We start from the raw sequence: 13,795 nt of genomic DNA, 5'->3' as shown, positions 1-13,795 counted from the left end.
AGGGTGACTGACTTCAAGCTGCCCAGTCGCAAGTTCGATTAATCAGCGCCACGTTTTCGAATGCGCCAAATCGTGGCGAAAGATGGCACTAAAGTCAGTGGCTTTTTCTCTCCATATTTTTGAACAGGGACTGGAGATGGGAGGGGTCTAGGCAGTCGGGTGCTAGCTTCTGTACCTGCTTGAAATAGGCCCGAACTTTAGGGTTCGCGATATCGCCCGTAAGTGCTAACAGGTAATAACCGTCGGCGCGAAACTGTTCCAGGCTCAGAGACACTGGTTGGTAGATGTCTCTCATAGTGGTCAACGGTTGTTGATGGTTGACTTCAGGTATCTGTGAGTCTTTGAAACAGTACGAGCCTCTCGCTGGCAGTGGATAATAGTCGGAGTACGGATCTGGCTGTTCCAGAGCATTGACCAGCTGACTATGCTTGCGCAGAAGCTCGGGATCATCGAACTTGTGTCGTTGGAAAGCTTCGTCACAGTTGCGCAATACTATTACCGCTCCGGCAATCAACCCTTGATCCGAGGCGTTCTGGTAAAGCGCGCAGGCTTCTGCATGCATCGCCTCATAGCCATCTAGAAAGGTTGCCGCACGACCATCATGCAGATTCGCCAACACGAAGGACGCGACACCGTGCCCGCCGACGCTAGCCTTCCGCAGTTCTCCCTCAAAGGCCTCAAGTCCTTTCGTTGCTTCCTGTATGGATTGGCTCATTGTGAGCTTGTCGATTTTCCCCTGCTGTTCTTTTTCAATCAGCTGATCAACTCGCTGCTGTATGTCATTAGCTAAAAGCATTGCGTGCTCAAAGACAGCTTCGGTTTCGGGGGATGGCGCAGCCTGCACTTCAGCACACAGAGCGATGCTGAAAAGTAGGATTGAAAGATGAAGTTTCAAAGGCGTTTCTTCCCTGATTGCAGTTGTTCGAGTCTCCATTACTGTAATGGACCCAACCGAGGTGGGGTAGTTCACGTGCTGGTCCGGTACTCGAGCATGAGGCGCAGTTATGGTGAGGTTTCCGATGGGTGCAGAGTTTCATTGTAGAGGGTCATACATGACCAACGTCACCCGCCTGCGGCACGTGCTGCCAATGAGCCCAGGCATCAATGCTGCGGTAACCGCTCTTGACAAGGCCATTGCCGAAGCCGTGGACGCCGCCAAGGAAGCTGGGCTGCCCCAGGGCCTGATCGTTGGATTGCTCCACGGTCACGCCCATGCACAGACACACCAAATGGTGACCGAATGACCGTCAAGGCTCTTGAGTTCAAGCGGGAAGACTGGCGCGATGCCGCCAAGACCCTGCGCAAGATCCCCGATGATCTTGATGCCGGTGAGCATCCCGAATGCACGGTAGGCGCCTTGACGCTGATCGGAGCCAAAGGAGAGGTGACCGTCTTCGGCCTCGGCCCTAAGTGCGACGACCTGCAATGCTTGGGTGCGATGCGCCTGGGTGAGCAGAAGCTGATTGACGTGCTGCTGGATTGCCAAGACTAAGGATTCCCCATGGCAACGAAGCAACCCGACTGGGAGGCAATCGAACGCACCTACCGGACAGTGTTTCTGTCGTGTCGAAGCTGGCCCTGATTCATGTATGCGACACTGCGCCATCTCACTAGGGAATGGAATGTTTACAAATGGTCCAATTATTAGCGGTGTCCGGAAGCATTCGCGCAGCATCTTCTAACTCCGCACTACTGCGTGCTGCTGAGGCGCTGAGTCCTGACGGGGTGTCGATCAAGCACTACCTGGCGGTTGGTCAATTACCTCACTTCGATCCGGACCTGGCTGATGAACCGCCTAAGATCGTCGCAGAGTTACGGGCTTTGATAGGCAAGGCAGACGGTATCCTCATTTCGTGTCCTGAGTATGCTCGTGGAATACCTGGCTCTTTCAAGAATGCGTTGGATTGGCTTGTGGCGAGCCATGAATTCCCGGGTAAGCCGGTTGCACTGTTTAACGCTTCACCTCGTGCGAGTCATGCCCAGGAGGCGCTTCGGCTGGTGCTGAATACCATGTCCGCGGTAGTTGTAGAGCCTGCGTCGATAACTGTGAACTTGCTCGCTAAAGGAATGGATGAGGCCGGCATCGCAGCGAGCCCAGAGATCAGTAAGCAAATCGTCTCGGCATTAGCTGCATTCAAGATTCACATAGAGGTCATGCAGGAATAGCGAAGGTATCGGCTCTGTCCGCGAGGTGACGGCTTTCACCGAGATCTCGCAGGTCACCGAAATGAACTCGGCCGGTAGCGATCAGCAGTTCCTTACCTTTGGTTTCGTGGCCGACGACAACGACCGCCAGATGCCGGCCACCAAGAATCCGATCACGCTGACTTACACCGTCGCTGACGATCCGTCCAAGCCCTATGTGGCTGTCTGCGAGGCGGCGGACGATGACAAACAGCCTCGTTTGCTCCGCCTGAACCTCCCGGATGGTAGTAGCATTACCTGCGCGATGCCCCAGACTTCTCCTACATCCGTATTACGCAGCGTCCAGTCGCGTTTGAACGGATCGCATATATCTACTACGCCACCAGTAATATCCAACAACCGCTTGGCGGTATGGTTGGCGAGCTTGGCCAGGGTTTTGGTGCGTGCAATGCCCACGCCGACAGGGATGCCCGTGCGTTTGAGAAGTGCAGAGCGCATCTGTCGACCAAACGCGGACAAGTCACCGTCAATGCCCGTCAGATCGGCAAACGCCTCGTCAATGTAAAGGAAAGATGTCAACCCATGGACATGAGTGAAACCCGCGCCAACTCTAGTTTCCCGCTGAATACACCATGGCCATGGATATCCACCTATGTAGTGCTTTCAGAGTCTAATTTGTCCATACCGACATCTGCTGTTGACTGCGGACAGCACCGCTGCTGGCCTGGTGGAATCATTCATGACAGGCAGCTATCAGCCAAAAGCAGCCATTAGGGCTCACGCTAGGTCACCTCCTACAATAATGCGTCGGTCGCGTGCTGACTCAAAACACTCGAAGATGACGCTCAATCGATCACCGATTTCGCCGCTCTCTCCATCGCTTCGATCAATTGCGCTGACGCTCGATAAAGGGGGACATGGCCGCGCATCAAGATTTGGGTATTGCGTCGGTAAGCAGCGGCGCGAATGTCTATGCTATCGGCATGAGCCTTGACACTGACCGTGGTGTCCAACTTGCCAGCCGGATTCTCGATACTCACCTCCACATCCGAGTACGTCGCTGATGCGCTTTTCAGACCCACGGCCACCGCATGGGCGGTGCTTCCCGCTAGCAGGCATGCGGCTGCGAGACAGCAGCCGCCAGAGACGGCCATCGAAGCGTGCCCCGTCTGGGGCGTGAAATACCGGACTGCAATGTGCCCGCCGTGACGGGGTGCGCCGACGATGCACACTTTGGGAATGGTTTCACTTCGTTCGAGTTCGGCCAGGCTCATGAGCTCGCCGTCGCGACGCCGAAGCTGCATCTTCAAACCCGCCTCAATCCAGACTTGCCTTAGCTTCGCCATGAACACAGCGTCGGCTTCGAGTTCTGAAATGGCTTCGTGGCCTGTTTTGCCAAAGCTGGCGGCATCGGCAATTACCATGGGCACAGCCACGTCCACACACGAAACATTGTGCCCGGCGACTGTGTCCAGGACGTTGCCTGTAGGTAAAAGAGCGCCGGTCTTGTTGCCTACCGGTGACTGCAAGAAAAGATCGACGCGGGGAAACGCGCCGGTAACCCCTGGAATTTCAGCATTCACAAATCCGCCCCGGGAATCCTGGGACATCCGTGCGACAGTAAGAACGCCCGTGTTGGTGTTCTTGATTTCGATGTCGAAGCTCTCAGCCGCAGGCACTTCGATCAAGCCCATGTCGATAGCCCAGAGCGGCAACGCGGAAGACATGTTGCCGCAGTTCACGCTCCAGTCTATGTCGCTATGATCACTGGCCAGTTGGGCAAGCGTACTGACGATCTGAGGCCCCGAAGGCGTGTACTCCATCCGTGCCAAAAACACTTTATTGCTGGTAGCAGGGCCCCGGCCCAGACCGGTTATCTGCCGATTACCCTGCTGACTTCCAGCAAGAGGTACTCCCATGAGATGGCGCAGTAACTCTCCTCGCAGCCTCGCATCACTGGGTAGCAAGGGCTCCCAAATCACCACCCCCGTCGAAGTACCACCTCTCATGTAATGCACTGGCAACTCCATCACGCCAGCATGCATCCGAGCGCTAAAGCCATTCTGGGAGACGGGAAACATAGGTGATTTGAACATCGACAACTCCACACATCATTGAGGCAGCCCTTAACTAGGCTTCTGCACGGATTCAGAAGTATTGGTCGCAGCGCCGTCTCTGAGTGGCGCCAGGCGTTTGGCCAGAACCAATGCTGCAACGACGCTTAACGCCAATGGCAAGGATGTAGCCACGATACCCAGGGTAAAGGAACCAGTTTGGTCTTTAATAAGACCAATTACGTAAGGCCCTATGAATCCGCCGAGATTGCCAAACGCATTGATGAACGCTATACCCGCCGCCGCCGCTGAGCCGGTGAGAAAGCTGCCCGGTAAAGTCCAGAATATCGGTCGCGCTGCAATCACACCCAAGGTGCTGATTGAAATGCCCACCATGGCTCCGGACAGTGTGGGCACAGCTGCAGCTATCAACAGGCCTATCGCACCCAGCAAGCAGCTGGCAGCCACATGGAGGGAACGGTTAGGGCTTTTATCGGATAAAGCGCCCCAAGCGATCATTCCTATAATCGCGACACCGTAAGGGATCATCGACATCAGTCCGATGTGGAAACTGCTCAAGCCGTGCCCTTTGAGGATCTGCGGCAGCCAAATCGCAATCCCATAGGAGCCGACGGCGAATCCCAAATGAATAACACCCATGAGCATCACGTTCAGGCTTTTGAAGGCGTCCTTGAAGCTGGAGAGATGACCGCCCGTTTTTTCCACGGAGAGCTTGGAAATCAGCCAATCCTTTTCCTCTGGAGTGAGCCACTTGGCTTCAGACGGCCTGTCGGTGAGATACACCAGCACCACTACGCCCAAAATGATCGCTGGAATGCCTTCGATGATGAACATCCACTTCCAGCTGGCGATACTCCAGAAACTGGCGGTTTCGAGCAAAAAACCAGACAGCGGCGCGCCAATAAGAGCAGACAGGGGAATCGCGGTCATGAACAATGCTGTCAATCGCCCGCGATACTCCTGCGGAAACCAATAGCTTATGTAGAGCACCATACCGGGAAAAAAGCCCGCTTCGGCGATTCCCAGCAAGAATCGCAAAGCCATGAATGATATTGGCCCCTGAACAAAGGCAAAGCAGGTAGAAACGATCCCCCAGGTAATCATGATTCTGGCAATCCAGCGACGTGCTCCTACCCGATGAAGGGCCATATTGCTGGGCACTTCACAGAGAAAGTAACTGATGAAGAACAGTCCTGCTCCCCATCCGAATACTGTTGCAGTGATTCCAACATCTTCGTTCATGTGTAATGCAGCGAAACCCACGTTAATACGGTCTAGATAATTGACCAGGTAACAAACCAGCATCAGCGGAATCAGCCGCAATCCAACTTTCTTGATGGTGCGTTTCTCAATCGACGTGTTCATAGGGCACCATCTCCGCGCGTGGTCAGTTTGACTTGATCGGTAACCGGCAAGCGATAAAGACTGCGCCCGTTACTCCAAAGCGCCTTACGCGCCAACTCTTGCCCCAGGATAGATTTGATAAGTTCTATATCGGTAGCCTGGAATGGCCGCTTGGTGCGTGTGGACGGCATATCCGACCCGAACATCAAAGCGTCAGGGCTGCGCCGGGCAATACGTTCGAGTGCGCGAGGCACATCCAGATCGACCCTCCCAAATCCTGAAGCCTTGACCTTGGCACCGGCGTCAACCAGATCCAATAGCACAGGCAAGCCCGCTTCGGTCATACCGAGATGATCAATAACTAGGCCACGCAGATGACTCAGCTGCGGCACATGCGCTCGTATTTGGGAAGCATCCAGATAGACTTCTGGATGCCATCCTGCAAGATCGAATGCTCGCTGGGAGAGCGCCACCAGTTGATCCATCGAAATTTCATCACCACGATAAATATTGAAGCGAATGCCGCGAACCCCAAACTTCGCAAGCCTAAGGATTTCCGCGTCCGAAACGTCCATAGGCAATTGGGTGATTCCGACCCATTCAGTTCCCAGCTTGGTGAGTGCGTCGCATAACCAATCCTGCCGGTAGCCTTGGAACGAGCTGCCGACCAAAACGCCCGAGCAAATCCCTAATGGGGTCGCAAGCCGCTGGTAATCAGCCTGGGAAAACGTAGGTGGCGTGTACCCACCATTAGCGTCTATCGGGTAAGCAGGGTCGAACAAATGAAAGTGTGCATCGAATACGGGCTCGTATGAAGTTTCCCCAGCTGCGAACAGATCGCGCAGCGGAATGCACGCAAGTGCGGCAGCCGACCCCATCAAAAAACTTCTTCTTTTTATTGTCATTGTCGAATCCTTCAGTGATACCGGGTTACAGCGATGCCAAAATAGAGTCGATGTTCGCAGCCACAGATCCCGGCGTTTCGATGGGTGTGTAGTGCCTCGCTTCAGGGATGACCTGGAGCACTGAATTCGGCAGCAGCCGCTGAATGTCCATCGCCATAGAAATCGGAGTGGCGTAGTCATCCTCTCCGACGACGATCCGCGCAGGCCCTTTATAGCGGGGCAGCAGCCTCCTTTCGTCGGCTTTGCCCAACATCAGGCATGCCTGGTGGTAGGCCATGGTGTCATTGGCCAGGAAGACGTCGAGCGCTCGACTGACCACCTGTGGATGAAGTTGGCGGTATTGCGCACTGAACCAGCGCTCACACTGAAAATCTGCCAGCGAGGCCATCCCGTCGCGCAACGCTTGCTCGCCTCGGTCTGACCATTTCGAGAGAGCTCCGTCGCCGTAGCGGGCTGTGGTGTCGATGGCGACTAGGCCAGCCACTCGCTCCGGGTATCGACCAGCCATTCCCAAGGCTATGGTGCCACCCATGGAACAGCCCACCACCACGGCCCGATCTACCTTCAGGTGGTCAAGGACGCTGCACATGTCCTCGCTGAAGCGAGCGATATCGTAAGGCCCCACTGGCTTGTCAGATTGACCATGACCACGACAGTCGACAGCGTAGACATTGGCCTGCGTTTGTAATGCTCGGACAGTGTCAGTCCACATCTGAGAGTCCATAGCCAAAGCATGAATCAACACGACTGTGGGGGCAGTATCAGCGGCATGTTTCAAACGTCTGACGGCCAACCGGCATCCATCTTGGGTGTGCACGAAGAGCAGAGGGTTATCTATTTCGGAGTTTAAGTTCATATCTTTCCTTGTCGCACTTCCAGCTAACGCCTAGAAACGCTTTTATTGTTCTGTCAGTGCTTCTGCCGGGAGTTCGAGTGCGCGCTTGGAAACGATCAGACCGTCGCTATCCACATAGACCCAGTCGCCCTGCGCGATGGTTATATTCAGGAAACTGACGGCGCCGCCGAGATGCCCCGCACCTGTCTTCAGAGGCCTGAGGGGTACGGTCCCTAACGCGAACACCGCGAAAGGCAGTAAGGCTAGGAGCTCTCGGTCCCTTACATAGCCATTGATCACTAGCCCAGCCCAACCGTTGTTCATTGCCTTGGCCGTCTGGACGTCACCCAGCAGGGCACGGTTTGCAGATGCCCCTCCATCGATCACAAGCACCTGGCCATTGCCTGGGGAAGACACCAGTTCCCGGATCAGCACGTTGTCGTCGACGCATGTGACTGTCATGGCACGGCCAGCGCAGGTGCGTTTGCCGCCCAGGGAGACAAGGCCCGGAAAAGCTTGCTGGATGTTGGGCCCGATGGAATCCCAGTAGAGATCGCACAGATCCGCCGTTGAAACGCGGCTTGAGCAGGTCGTCATAAGTATCTCCTAGGTAGTTCTGTACAGAAGTATAGATTTATTGAGCGGCCTGTCAACGTCTGGTAATGTGCTCTCCCTATTTACCGCGCCACGCTTAAACTCAAGGATTAGTGAAATGGTTTCTGATCACGCTTCTAGCCAAAAGCCGGATAGCCGCCTGCCCCGCTACGTGCAGATCCGCGACGACCTGGCGCAAAGAATCAATCAGAGGACTTGGGCGACTGGCATAGCGTTGCCTTCAGAAGACAAACTCGCCGCAGAGTATTCAGTTTCGGTAAGCACAATGCGGAAGGTGCTTGACGCGTTAGTGCAGGACGGTTTGGTCGAGCGTATCCGAGGGCTGGGAACGTTTGTGTCGCGTTCTTTCGAACGTTCCTCGATGCTGCGCTTCGTGCGATTCAGGGGGACAAAAGGAAACGAATTGCCCACCGCCCAAATCCTCGCGACAAAAATCCTGCCCCCTCCAGAAAAAGCTGCGCAGCAATTACGGCTCGCGCCTGGGCAAACCGCGCTCTACATGCATCGATGCAGATCTTTCGGCGGGGAAATTGTGCTGGTGGAGCATATCTGGCTGCCGTTACCGAAATTTGAGAAGTTGTCTGCGTATCTTGAATCTAACTCTCCGGTCTTGCTGTACCCCGTGTACGAATCCGAATGCGATGTACTCGTGGCCCGCGCGGTCGACGATCTCACCGCACAGCCACTGACCTACCAGGATGCCAAACTCTTCCAACTCGCTCAGGGGACGATGGCAATCCAGATCGAAAGAACGATGCACGATCATGTTGGCGCACCTGTCGAATGGAGACTGTCGTATATACCTGCCGACAGATTTCATTACACGGTGGAGATCAAGTAGTTCAGGATTTGTTAGCGAGCAACGGCAAATAAAAAACCTTCCACATGCAATAAATCTTTTTCAACACCAATTTATGGGCTGCATCAGCGGCATCGTCGGTGCGGAAGTCAGATTTCATTAAGAACGGACATCGCTTAGACCAACCACCAGTTTTGAGACCCGGCATACCTGATACCGCCCAGGTGACGGCTGGAGGATGTATGTCCAACATGCCTTGAAAGCGGGCGAGGTGATCTCTATCGCATCAGGGATCCAATGCCGATCCCTCGTTGGCGGGCGATGTGTTGTCGCCTCAACGTGCCGACGCACATGCGTTCAGCTCATGCCTAGTGTCCAGTGCACAGAGATCGAAGCCGTCACTGCGGGTGTAGCCTGCGCGCTTCATACACTCGAAGCGTTCTGCTCTCTGCTCGAGCGTGGCCTTGGGGTCAATGCCGTAGCGATTCGTTGAACCGCACGCCAACATCGAGGAGAGCACCTGCCGCTCGTCCTCACCAGGCTTCTTCCAGAGTTCCACTTCATCCGTGGGTGGCTGAAACGGCTTGGCAAAACAGGCCGTGACGAGCGGTAGCAGCATGAATGCAAGTGCAACAGGTTTGAGCCACATTAAGAGTTTCCTTATTTTCCACGACTGACAGGCACCAACACATACTTCTTTTCTTTCATGTCGCGCCATTAGCTCATGCAGGCAGGCTCGCCTTTGCCATAACAACTGCACAATGTAGTTGATCCGCTGAAGACGTTGTTCAGTTCCTTTAGCGGATCGCCTCTGGGTGCTCGAGTCTGCGCGAGTTTCTGCGTCTTTCAAGGCGGCGTCCCCATATCACTCTTCGGGTGCTGCAGTGATAGTCGGGGTTTCGTGATCTCCTAGTGAAAAGCAATCGACGGGCCTAACAGCGATAAAAAAGGATGCAACGTAAGCTAGGTTATCGGAGGTTTGAGGGGGCATCTCAATGGTTGTCTGGCTTTGACTTAGACAGATGAGTGAACTGCTCCAATGCGTTTTGGAAGTCCTCAAGGGTAATGGTCAGCAGACTCGGCGGATTGAAGAGAGCCTTGTTATTGGCGGCACTGTTACTTGCTCCGATATCTGCTCTTACGGCCGGGCACGGTTGGTATGGAGCGCTCATCTTTCCGGAAGACGTTGAGATTATGTCGGACTAGGGCTCGCCATAGGGCTGTGCGGGTCGCTTGATCGAACCAGTCCGCGCCTGGGCCTCTGCGCAAGTCTCATCACAGACGTGGCATATGCCGTCATGCACACAATGGGTTTTGCCGCTGGTGTTGGTTTGCTCCGCTGGATCAGCGACGTAGCGGTGCCCACCCGCTCATCCGCTGCGATCACAGTTCATTCTCTCGGCGTTCGGCAGCAACGCAGCGTTTAGCAGCATGCAGGAAGAGGCGAGTGGCGTTGTCGTAGTCTTCAGCGAGAACCACTACCGGTTGGAACACAGCCTTGCTCTCGCTTTCGACCCCTGGGATGAAACCCTTCAACTTCCAACGCATTACTTCGCTCACTGTTTCTCGCCTGCAAGGATACGGTCCGGTGCTGGGAGTACGAGGGAATTTGGCGGCTAACGACAGGCTGTCGTTGGCGCTGGTTGTTCAGAATGGTTAACGGAACGTATGATCGGAGCGAGCACCTTGTTTGGTGCTGAGACTCACACCCTTTGAAGGACATGAGCATGGAAAAGCACTTCGGTAATTCAGGCCTGTTCAAGGCTGCTTCGTATCACTGCAACAAGCTTTTGGGCAGCGGCATCGCTAGCTGGGAGCTGAAAAATATTGCTCTGAATACGAAGGAGTTTTTGATATGTCCAAAGAACTACTCGGAGTTTCTGCTCTAGGGTTGATGGTGATCGGTGAGTTTTGTGCAATCTACAGTGAGGTGGTAACCGCCAAGCTTGCCCAAACAGGGAACGGCTCATGGGAAGGTTTCATACTTCCCGTTGTGCTTATGTGTTTTGCAGGACTTTGTCTTCTGGGCGCCTATTGGCTGGGGTACGTTGCTGTTGGTGATATCTGGATCGTCACCGTGGTCTCAGTCACTTCTTTGTTGCTTCTTGAGCCCGTAGTGGTCTGGTCTCTGTTTCATGAAGCACCAGGACGAGGCGCACTCATTGGGTTCGTCTTGGGAGCCTTGGGAATGCTTTCCACTGTATTGCTTTAACTTAGCCCTCTGGCCCAGCAATCAAACGCTGGGTCAGCTCACCGCAGTTGCATCAACGAGCGTCGGAGAACGCCGACGTCCCGCTCAACTGACTCATGCGAAGGCCACACATTATTGGTCGCCTCGTTCGATATAGATAAGCCTACATGGGCCTCCGTCAAGCGACCTGCATAAAAACAAAGTGCAAAAGAACCTGGGACACCGTTGATGCTGACGCCGCTGTACGAGCGCCATATATAGCCATTTCCATGATCCAGTTCTGCTAGATAGAATGGTGCCAGCATCGACACTGCGCTATCTGATGTGAGGGGGCTGTCGATCACAGTACTCTTCATAACAAAACGCCCCAGGCCAGCAAGGCCCAGGGCGGTGAAGATGTCAAAAAGCAGGTATTCGGTTAATCGCAAGGCTGCTGCGCTTAAGTGAACAGCATTGCGCACATTAGCGGGTTTTCGATTTCAATGGCATCAACTCATCAATGGCGCTTGTTCTTGTGCTTGTTGTTGCCTTTATGCTTCTTGCCGTCTGACCGATGACCGCTTTCGTCATCCGCTAGGTTATTGCCTAGCGCACCACCAGCGGCACCACCGAGCCCTGCGCCGATAGTCGAACCGGTTGTGCCACCAAGGCGATTGCCTATGAGCGAGCCGCCAGCAGAACCAACCCCGCCACCTATCGCGGCTTCTGCTCTATTGCCTCTTTGAGCGCCAACTGCGCCACCTGCGGCGCCACCCAAGCCTGCGCCTACCGCTGCGCCAGTTGATCCCCCCAGCTGTTGGCCCACGATGTTGCCCAGTGCACCACCAACGCCACCGCCAAGAGCGGCTGTGCCATCTCCGGCGGCCATCGCTCCTTGCGAAATCAGGACACCCAAAGCCAGGGCAGGCAGTGATATTTTCATTTTTTAAACCTCTATGGGTTGTCTACAGCGGATCACGGTTGAAGTGCGCTTAGCATTAGGATTGGAACGAAAGCTCGAAGTTCTGCGCGGGCTTCGCCGGGATGCCAATGGTTGTAACAAGGTGTGCCGCGTGCAGTTAGGCGTCCTCAGGGGCTGACCCCTGTTTCCTATGCTTCACCGCTTATCAAACAAGGAGATTGGTAATGGCCAGTAAAAAGCTTGAAGCGTTCCTGGAGTGGTTCACGCCTAAGCGCCGTCGTCGTACAGGCGGCGCCTTACTTATGGTGTGGGTCGTCGGTCTGATTGTGTACCCAAGCTCTCAATGGGTCTACGTCATGATTCCCGGGGTCATCATTTTTTTCAATGCCTGGCCGACTGACGCTCACGAAAAGCGTTAAGACGTCACCTTTCAGAGCGCGACTGAAGCGGTCGCCGACGCGATTCAGTGGGTCAAGGAGACGAAAACCACCGCCCGTTGAAATGTAAGAATGGGCTTGCTCATCGCACTTTTTTTCATTCTCTCGATCTATGTCTGTCCTGACCCCACTCATTTCCCGTGTGGACAGAAAAACCAGACAAGGTGCCGATGGATCGCAAACTCGTTCTTTTTGCCACTCGACGGATACGCCAGCCGCTGCTGCTGGCGGCCGTTTTGATGCTCTGCGCCACCGCTTGCAGCCAACAACAAGGACGCGATATCGCCCGGCAGTTCAGCAACGGCAAACCGGATGAGTTCTTTCAGACCAGCGTCGATCGCATGGCGACCCTGGGCATGCGCGACAACCTGCAAAGCCTGTATTTGCTGATGAACAAGCTCTACCTGCGCAACCCCAACCAGTGGCGTCAGTCGGGATACCTGGACGCGGTGAGCGCTGCGCGGGAAATTCGTCTGGCGATCGAAAATCGTCAACCCTTGCCCGCCCTGGGCGACCGGCGTGATTTGGTGGCACTCAGTTACTCCTTGAGCCCGGAGTTTCGCGGCGACCGTGTGGGAGCCTTTATCTACGCGATCGGCAGCATGCTGGTGACCGCCCACGGTGGGCGCACCCAGTTTTATATCTCCGACTCGATCAACCCTCAGTTTGTCAGCAATGCTGCGCGTAACATCGAGAAGGCCACCTGGCTGCTCAGCCAGCGCCAGGATGCCAATGGGGTGCTGCTGTTGTTTTCCAACGAGATATCGGAGGAGGGCAGCAACCTGAGTTTCGCCGTCGAGTTCGGCAAGATCGTCGCGCGGCTCGATCTGCTGACCCAGTTGCTCGATGAGCGCTACCGACGCATTGGTCTTAATTACGCGCAAAGCCTGTTGTTGATGAATTTCCTGCCGGTGCAGTGATTGTGTTGCTGGGGCGGCCGCGAGTGCGTACCACTTCCTGGTTTTAGCTGATCGTGGGGCGGTGTGGCGGGGTGCTCACCTCACAGCGCAATTCTGGCAAGGCGCGGTGTGGGTGACTGGCGGTTCGCTGATTGGCTGGCAGGCGACTCGAGGGCGCGCTGCCTGAATAGGCAGGGCAGTGCGCTGTTTCCGTTTCATCTGTAGGAAATGGCCTATCTTGCGTTTCGCCGCTTGAAACGACCCCCGGTCGGCAATAGCCTCGGATTTTTCCTAGCTATGAGGCCCTCCCTTGGGTAAGCGAAAAACGGTTTGGCCCACTGATCGCGAAATTCGGCTGCGGTTTATCCTGTTTGCTGTGATCCATGCTGCGAGTATTCAGGGTGTCTCTGCCGAGCTGTTATTGCCAGCGCACAAATTGCTGCGCGACTCGCCGACAGAGGCTCAGTTGCGTGAGTCCCTCAGCGAGATTCTGGCCACTGACGAAATGTATGGTTTCAGGTTTCCCGCGGATTCAGAGGCGGATGAACTGCTGCGGGCATTGGAGCGAGCTGCCGATTGAGGAAAAGGCGGCGCTATTTCAAGGGTGGTTAGATCGTTTATTTCCTTAAGAATGGTGCCAATTCCTCAA

17 protein-coding genes and 2 pseudogenes are annotated in these 13,795 nt (G+C 54.9%); 9 read left to right on the top strand and 10 right to left on the bottom strand.

Annotation, left to right across the window (positions count from 1 at the left end):
* Window positions 1-94: 94 nt before the first annotated feature.
* Complete coding sequence (locus ACR52_RS19990; RefSeq protein ID WP_152687652.1) at window positions 95-970, bottom strand: hypothetical protein; 876 nt, start codon at window positions 968-970, stop codon at window positions 95-97.
* Between the two features lie 82 nt (window positions 971-1,052).
* Here ACR52_RS19990 and ACR52_RS19985 point away from each other — a divergent pair, with 82 nt between their 5' ends.
* The 4 genes and pseudogenes from ACR52_RS19985 to ACR52_RS19970 form a co-directional block, all read left to right on the top strand.
* Window positions 1,053-1,244 (top strand): hypothetical protein, encoded by a 192-nt coding sequence (locus tag ACR52_RS19985; RefSeq protein WP_048728404.1) that lies wholly within the window; start codon window positions 1,053-1,055, stop codon window positions 1,242-1,244.
* Complete coding sequence (locus ACR52_RS19980; RefSeq protein WP_048728400.1) at window positions 1,241-1,492, top strand: hypothetical protein; 252 nt, start codon at window positions 1,241-1,243, stop codon at window positions 1,490-1,492. Before ACR52_RS19985 ends, ACR52_RS19980 begins: the two co-directional genes overlap by 4 nt.
* 140 nt (window positions 1,493-1,632) lie before the next feature.
* Window positions 1,633-2,166 (top strand): NADPH-dependent FMN reductase, encoded by a 534-nt coding sequence (locus tag ACR52_RS19975; protein ID WP_048728397.1) that lies wholly within the window; start codon window positions 1,633-1,635, stop codon window positions 2,164-2,166.
* Window positions 2,167-2,170: 4 nt separating this feature from the next.
* Window positions 2,171-2,440 (top strand): annotated as a pseudogene (locus tag ACR52_RS19970) (phage tail tube protein); the annotation flags it as partial.
* Here ACR52_RS19970 and ACR52_RS29585 read toward each other — a convergent pair.
* The 6 genes and pseudogenes from ACR52_RS29585 to rraA all read right to left on the bottom strand — a co-directional run.
* Window positions 2,437-2,706: pseudogene (locus tag ACR52_RS29585) on the bottom strand (Y-family DNA polymerase); the annotation flags it as partial. The pseudogenes ACR52_RS19970 and ACR52_RS29585 overlap by 4 nt on opposite strands.
* 284 nt (window positions 2,707-2,990) lie before the next feature.
* Window positions 2,991-4,241: a PrpF domain-containing protein gene (locus ACR52_RS19965; protein WP_082143188.1), complete on the bottom strand. Its 1,251-nt coding sequence runs from the start codon at window positions 4,239-4,241 to the stop codon at window positions 2,991-2,993.
* A 30-nt stretch (window positions 4,242-4,271) separates the two neighbouring features.
* A complete protein-coding gene (locus tag ACR52_RS19960) occupies window positions 4,272-5,585 on the bottom strand; it encodes an MFS transporter (RefSeq protein WP_048728392.1) in 1,314 nt (437 codons plus the stop codon).
* The gene (locus ACR52_RS19955) at window positions 5,582-6,469 is read right to left on the bottom strand and encodes an amidohydrolase family protein (protein WP_236692167.1); all 888 of its coding nucleotides are present in this window, start codon (window positions 6,467-6,469) and stop codon (window positions 5,582-5,584) included. Before ACR52_RS19955 ends, ACR52_RS19960 begins: the two co-directional genes overlap by 4 nt.
* 25 nt (window positions 6,470-6,494) lie before the next feature.
* The gene (locus ACR52_RS19950) at window positions 6,495-7,325 is read right to left on the bottom strand and encodes an alpha/beta fold hydrolase (protein WP_048728387.1); all 831 of its coding nucleotides are present in this window, start codon (window positions 7,323-7,325) and stop codon (window positions 6,495-6,497) included.
* 42 nt (window positions 7,326-7,367) lie between these two features.
* Window positions 7,368-7,901: a ribonuclease E activity regulator RraA gene (gene rraA, locus ACR52_RS19945; protein ID WP_053221251.1), complete on the bottom strand. Its 534-nt coding sequence runs from the start codon at window positions 7,899-7,901 to the stop codon at window positions 7,368-7,370.
* 115 nt (window positions 7,902-8,016) lie between these two features.
* On the opposite strand from rraA, the gene ACR52_RS19940 reads away from it, so the two are divergent.
* The gene (locus ACR52_RS19940) at window positions 8,017-8,760 is read left to right on the top strand and encodes a GntR family transcriptional regulator (protein WP_048728384.1); all 744 of its coding nucleotides are present in this window, start codon (window positions 8,017-8,019) and stop codon (window positions 8,758-8,760) included.
* Window positions 8,761-9,052: 292 nt separating this feature from the next.
* On the opposite strand, the gene ACR52_RS19935 is transcribed toward ACR52_RS19940, so the two are convergent.
* Both ACR52_RS19935 and ACR52_RS30790 read right to left on the bottom strand, forming a co-directional pair.
* A complete protein-coding gene (locus tag ACR52_RS19935) occupies window positions 9,053-9,367 on the bottom strand; it encodes a hypothetical protein (RefSeq protein ID WP_048728380.1) in 315 nt (104 codons plus the stop codon).
* A 734-nt stretch (window positions 9,368-10,101) separates the two neighbouring features.
* Window positions 10,102-10,266: a hypothetical protein gene (locus ACR52_RS30790; protein ID WP_161799310.1), complete on the bottom strand. Its 165-nt coding sequence runs from the start codon at window positions 10,264-10,266 to the stop codon at window positions 10,102-10,104.
* 346 nt (window positions 10,267-10,612) lie between these two features.
* On the opposite strand from ACR52_RS30790, the gene ACR52_RS19930 reads away from it, so the two are divergent.
* Entirely contained in the window at window positions 10,613-10,930 is a 318-nt protein-coding gene (locus tag ACR52_RS19930; RefSeq protein WP_048728376.1) for a hypothetical protein, read from the top strand.
* Window positions 10,931-11,405: 475 nt separating this feature from the next.
* Here the strand turns inward: ACR52_RS19930 and ACR52_RS19925 are convergent, their stop codons facing one another.
* Entirely contained in the window at window positions 11,406-11,831 is a 426-nt protein-coding gene (locus ACR52_RS19925; protein WP_048728373.1) for a glycine zipper domain-containing protein, read from the bottom strand.
* 203 nt (window positions 11,832-12,034) lie between these two features.
* Here ACR52_RS19925 and ACR52_RS19920 point away from each other — a divergent pair, with 203 nt between their 5' ends.
* From ACR52_RS19920 to ACR52_RS31330, 3 genes are all read left to right on the top strand, one after another.
* Window positions 12,035-12,229: a hypothetical protein gene (locus ACR52_RS19920; RefSeq protein ID WP_048728369.1), complete on the top strand. Its 195-nt coding sequence runs from the start codon at window positions 12,035-12,037 to the stop codon at window positions 12,227-12,229.
* Window positions 12,230-12,417: 188 nt separating this feature from the next.
* A complete protein-coding gene (locus tag ACR52_RS19915; RefSeq protein ID WP_048728364.1) occupies window positions 12,418-13,167 on the top strand; it encodes a hypothetical protein in 750 nt (249 codons plus the stop codon).
* A gap of 289 nt (window positions 13,168-13,456) precedes the next feature.
* Window positions 13,457-13,726 carry a hypothetical protein gene (locus tag ACR52_RS31330; protein WP_048728361.1) on the top strand — a complete coding sequence of 90 codons (270 nt, stop codon included), beginning with the start codon at window positions 13,457-13,459 and terminating at the stop codon, window positions 13,724-13,726.
* Window positions 13,727-13,795: the final 69 nt, after the last annotated feature.

Origin of the sequence: Pseudomonas fildesensis, assembly GCF_001050345.1 — a bacterium.
Classification (GTDB): Bacteria; Pseudomonadota; Gammaproteobacteria; order Pseudomonadales; family Pseudomonadaceae; genus Aquipseudomonas; species Aquipseudomonas fildesensis.
This window is presented reverse-complemented; position numbering and strand designations above follow the sequence as displayed.

Bases quoted from the DNA above. Each gene is read 5' to 3' on its own strand.
- ACR52_RS19985 (WP_048728404.1), top strand. From the start codon at position 1,053: ATGACCAACGTCACCCGCCTGCGGCACGTGCTGCCAATGAGCCCAGGC.
- ACR52_RS19980 (WP_048728400.1), top strand. From the start codon at position 1,241: ATGACCGTCAAGGCTCTTGAGTTCAAGCGGGAAGACTGGCGCGATGCC.
- ACR52_RS19975 (WP_048728397.1), top strand. From the start codon at position 1,633: ATGGTCCAATTATTAGCGGTGTCCGGAAGCATTCGCGCAGCATCTTCT.
- ACR52_RS19965 (WP_082143188.1), bottom strand. From the start codon at position 4,241: ATGTTCAAATCACCTATGTTTCCCGTCTCCCAGAATGGCTTTAGCGCT.
- ACR52_RS19960 (WP_048728392.1), bottom strand. From the start codon at position 5,585: ATGAACACGTCGATTGAGAAACGCACCATCAAGAAAGTTGGATTGCGG.
- ACR52_RS19955 (WP_236692167.1), bottom strand. From the start codon at position 6,469: ATGACAATAAAAAGAAGAAGTTTTTTGATGGGGTCGGCTGCCGCACTT.
- ACR52_RS19950 (WP_048728387.1), bottom strand. From the start codon at position 7,325: ATGAACTTAAACTCCGAAATAGATAACCCTCTGCTCTTCGTGCACACC.
- rraA (WP_053221251.1), bottom strand. From the start codon at position 7,901: ATGACGACCTGCTCAAGCCGCGTTTCAACGGCGGATCTGTGCGATCTC.
- ACR52_RS19940 (WP_048728384.1), top strand. From the start codon at position 8,017: ATGGTTTCTGATCACGCTTCTAGCCAAAAGCCGGATAGCCGCCTGCCC.
- ACR52_RS19935 (WP_048728380.1), bottom strand. From the start codon at position 9,367: ATGTGGCTCAAACCTGTTGCACTTGCATTCATGCTGCTACCGCTCGTC.
- ACR52_RS30790 (WP_161799310.1), bottom strand. From the start codon at position 10,266: ATGCGTTGGAAGTTGAAGGGTTTCATCCCAGGGGTCGAAAGCGAGAGC.
- ACR52_RS19930 (WP_048728376.1), top strand. From the start codon at position 10,613: ATGGTGATCGGTGAGTTTTGTGCAATCTACAGTGAGGTGGTAACCGCC.
- ACR52_RS19925 (WP_048728373.1), bottom strand. From the start codon at position 11,831: ATGAAAATATCACTGCCTGCCCTGGCTTTGGGTGTCCTGATTTCGCAA.
- ACR52_RS19920 (WP_048728369.1), top strand. From the start codon at position 12,035: ATGGCCAGTAAAAAGCTTGAAGCGTTCCTGGAGTGGTTCACGCCTAAG.
- ACR52_RS19915 (WP_048728364.1), top strand. From the start codon at position 12,418: ATGGATCGCAAACTCGTTCTTTTTGCCACTCGACGGATACGCCAGCCG.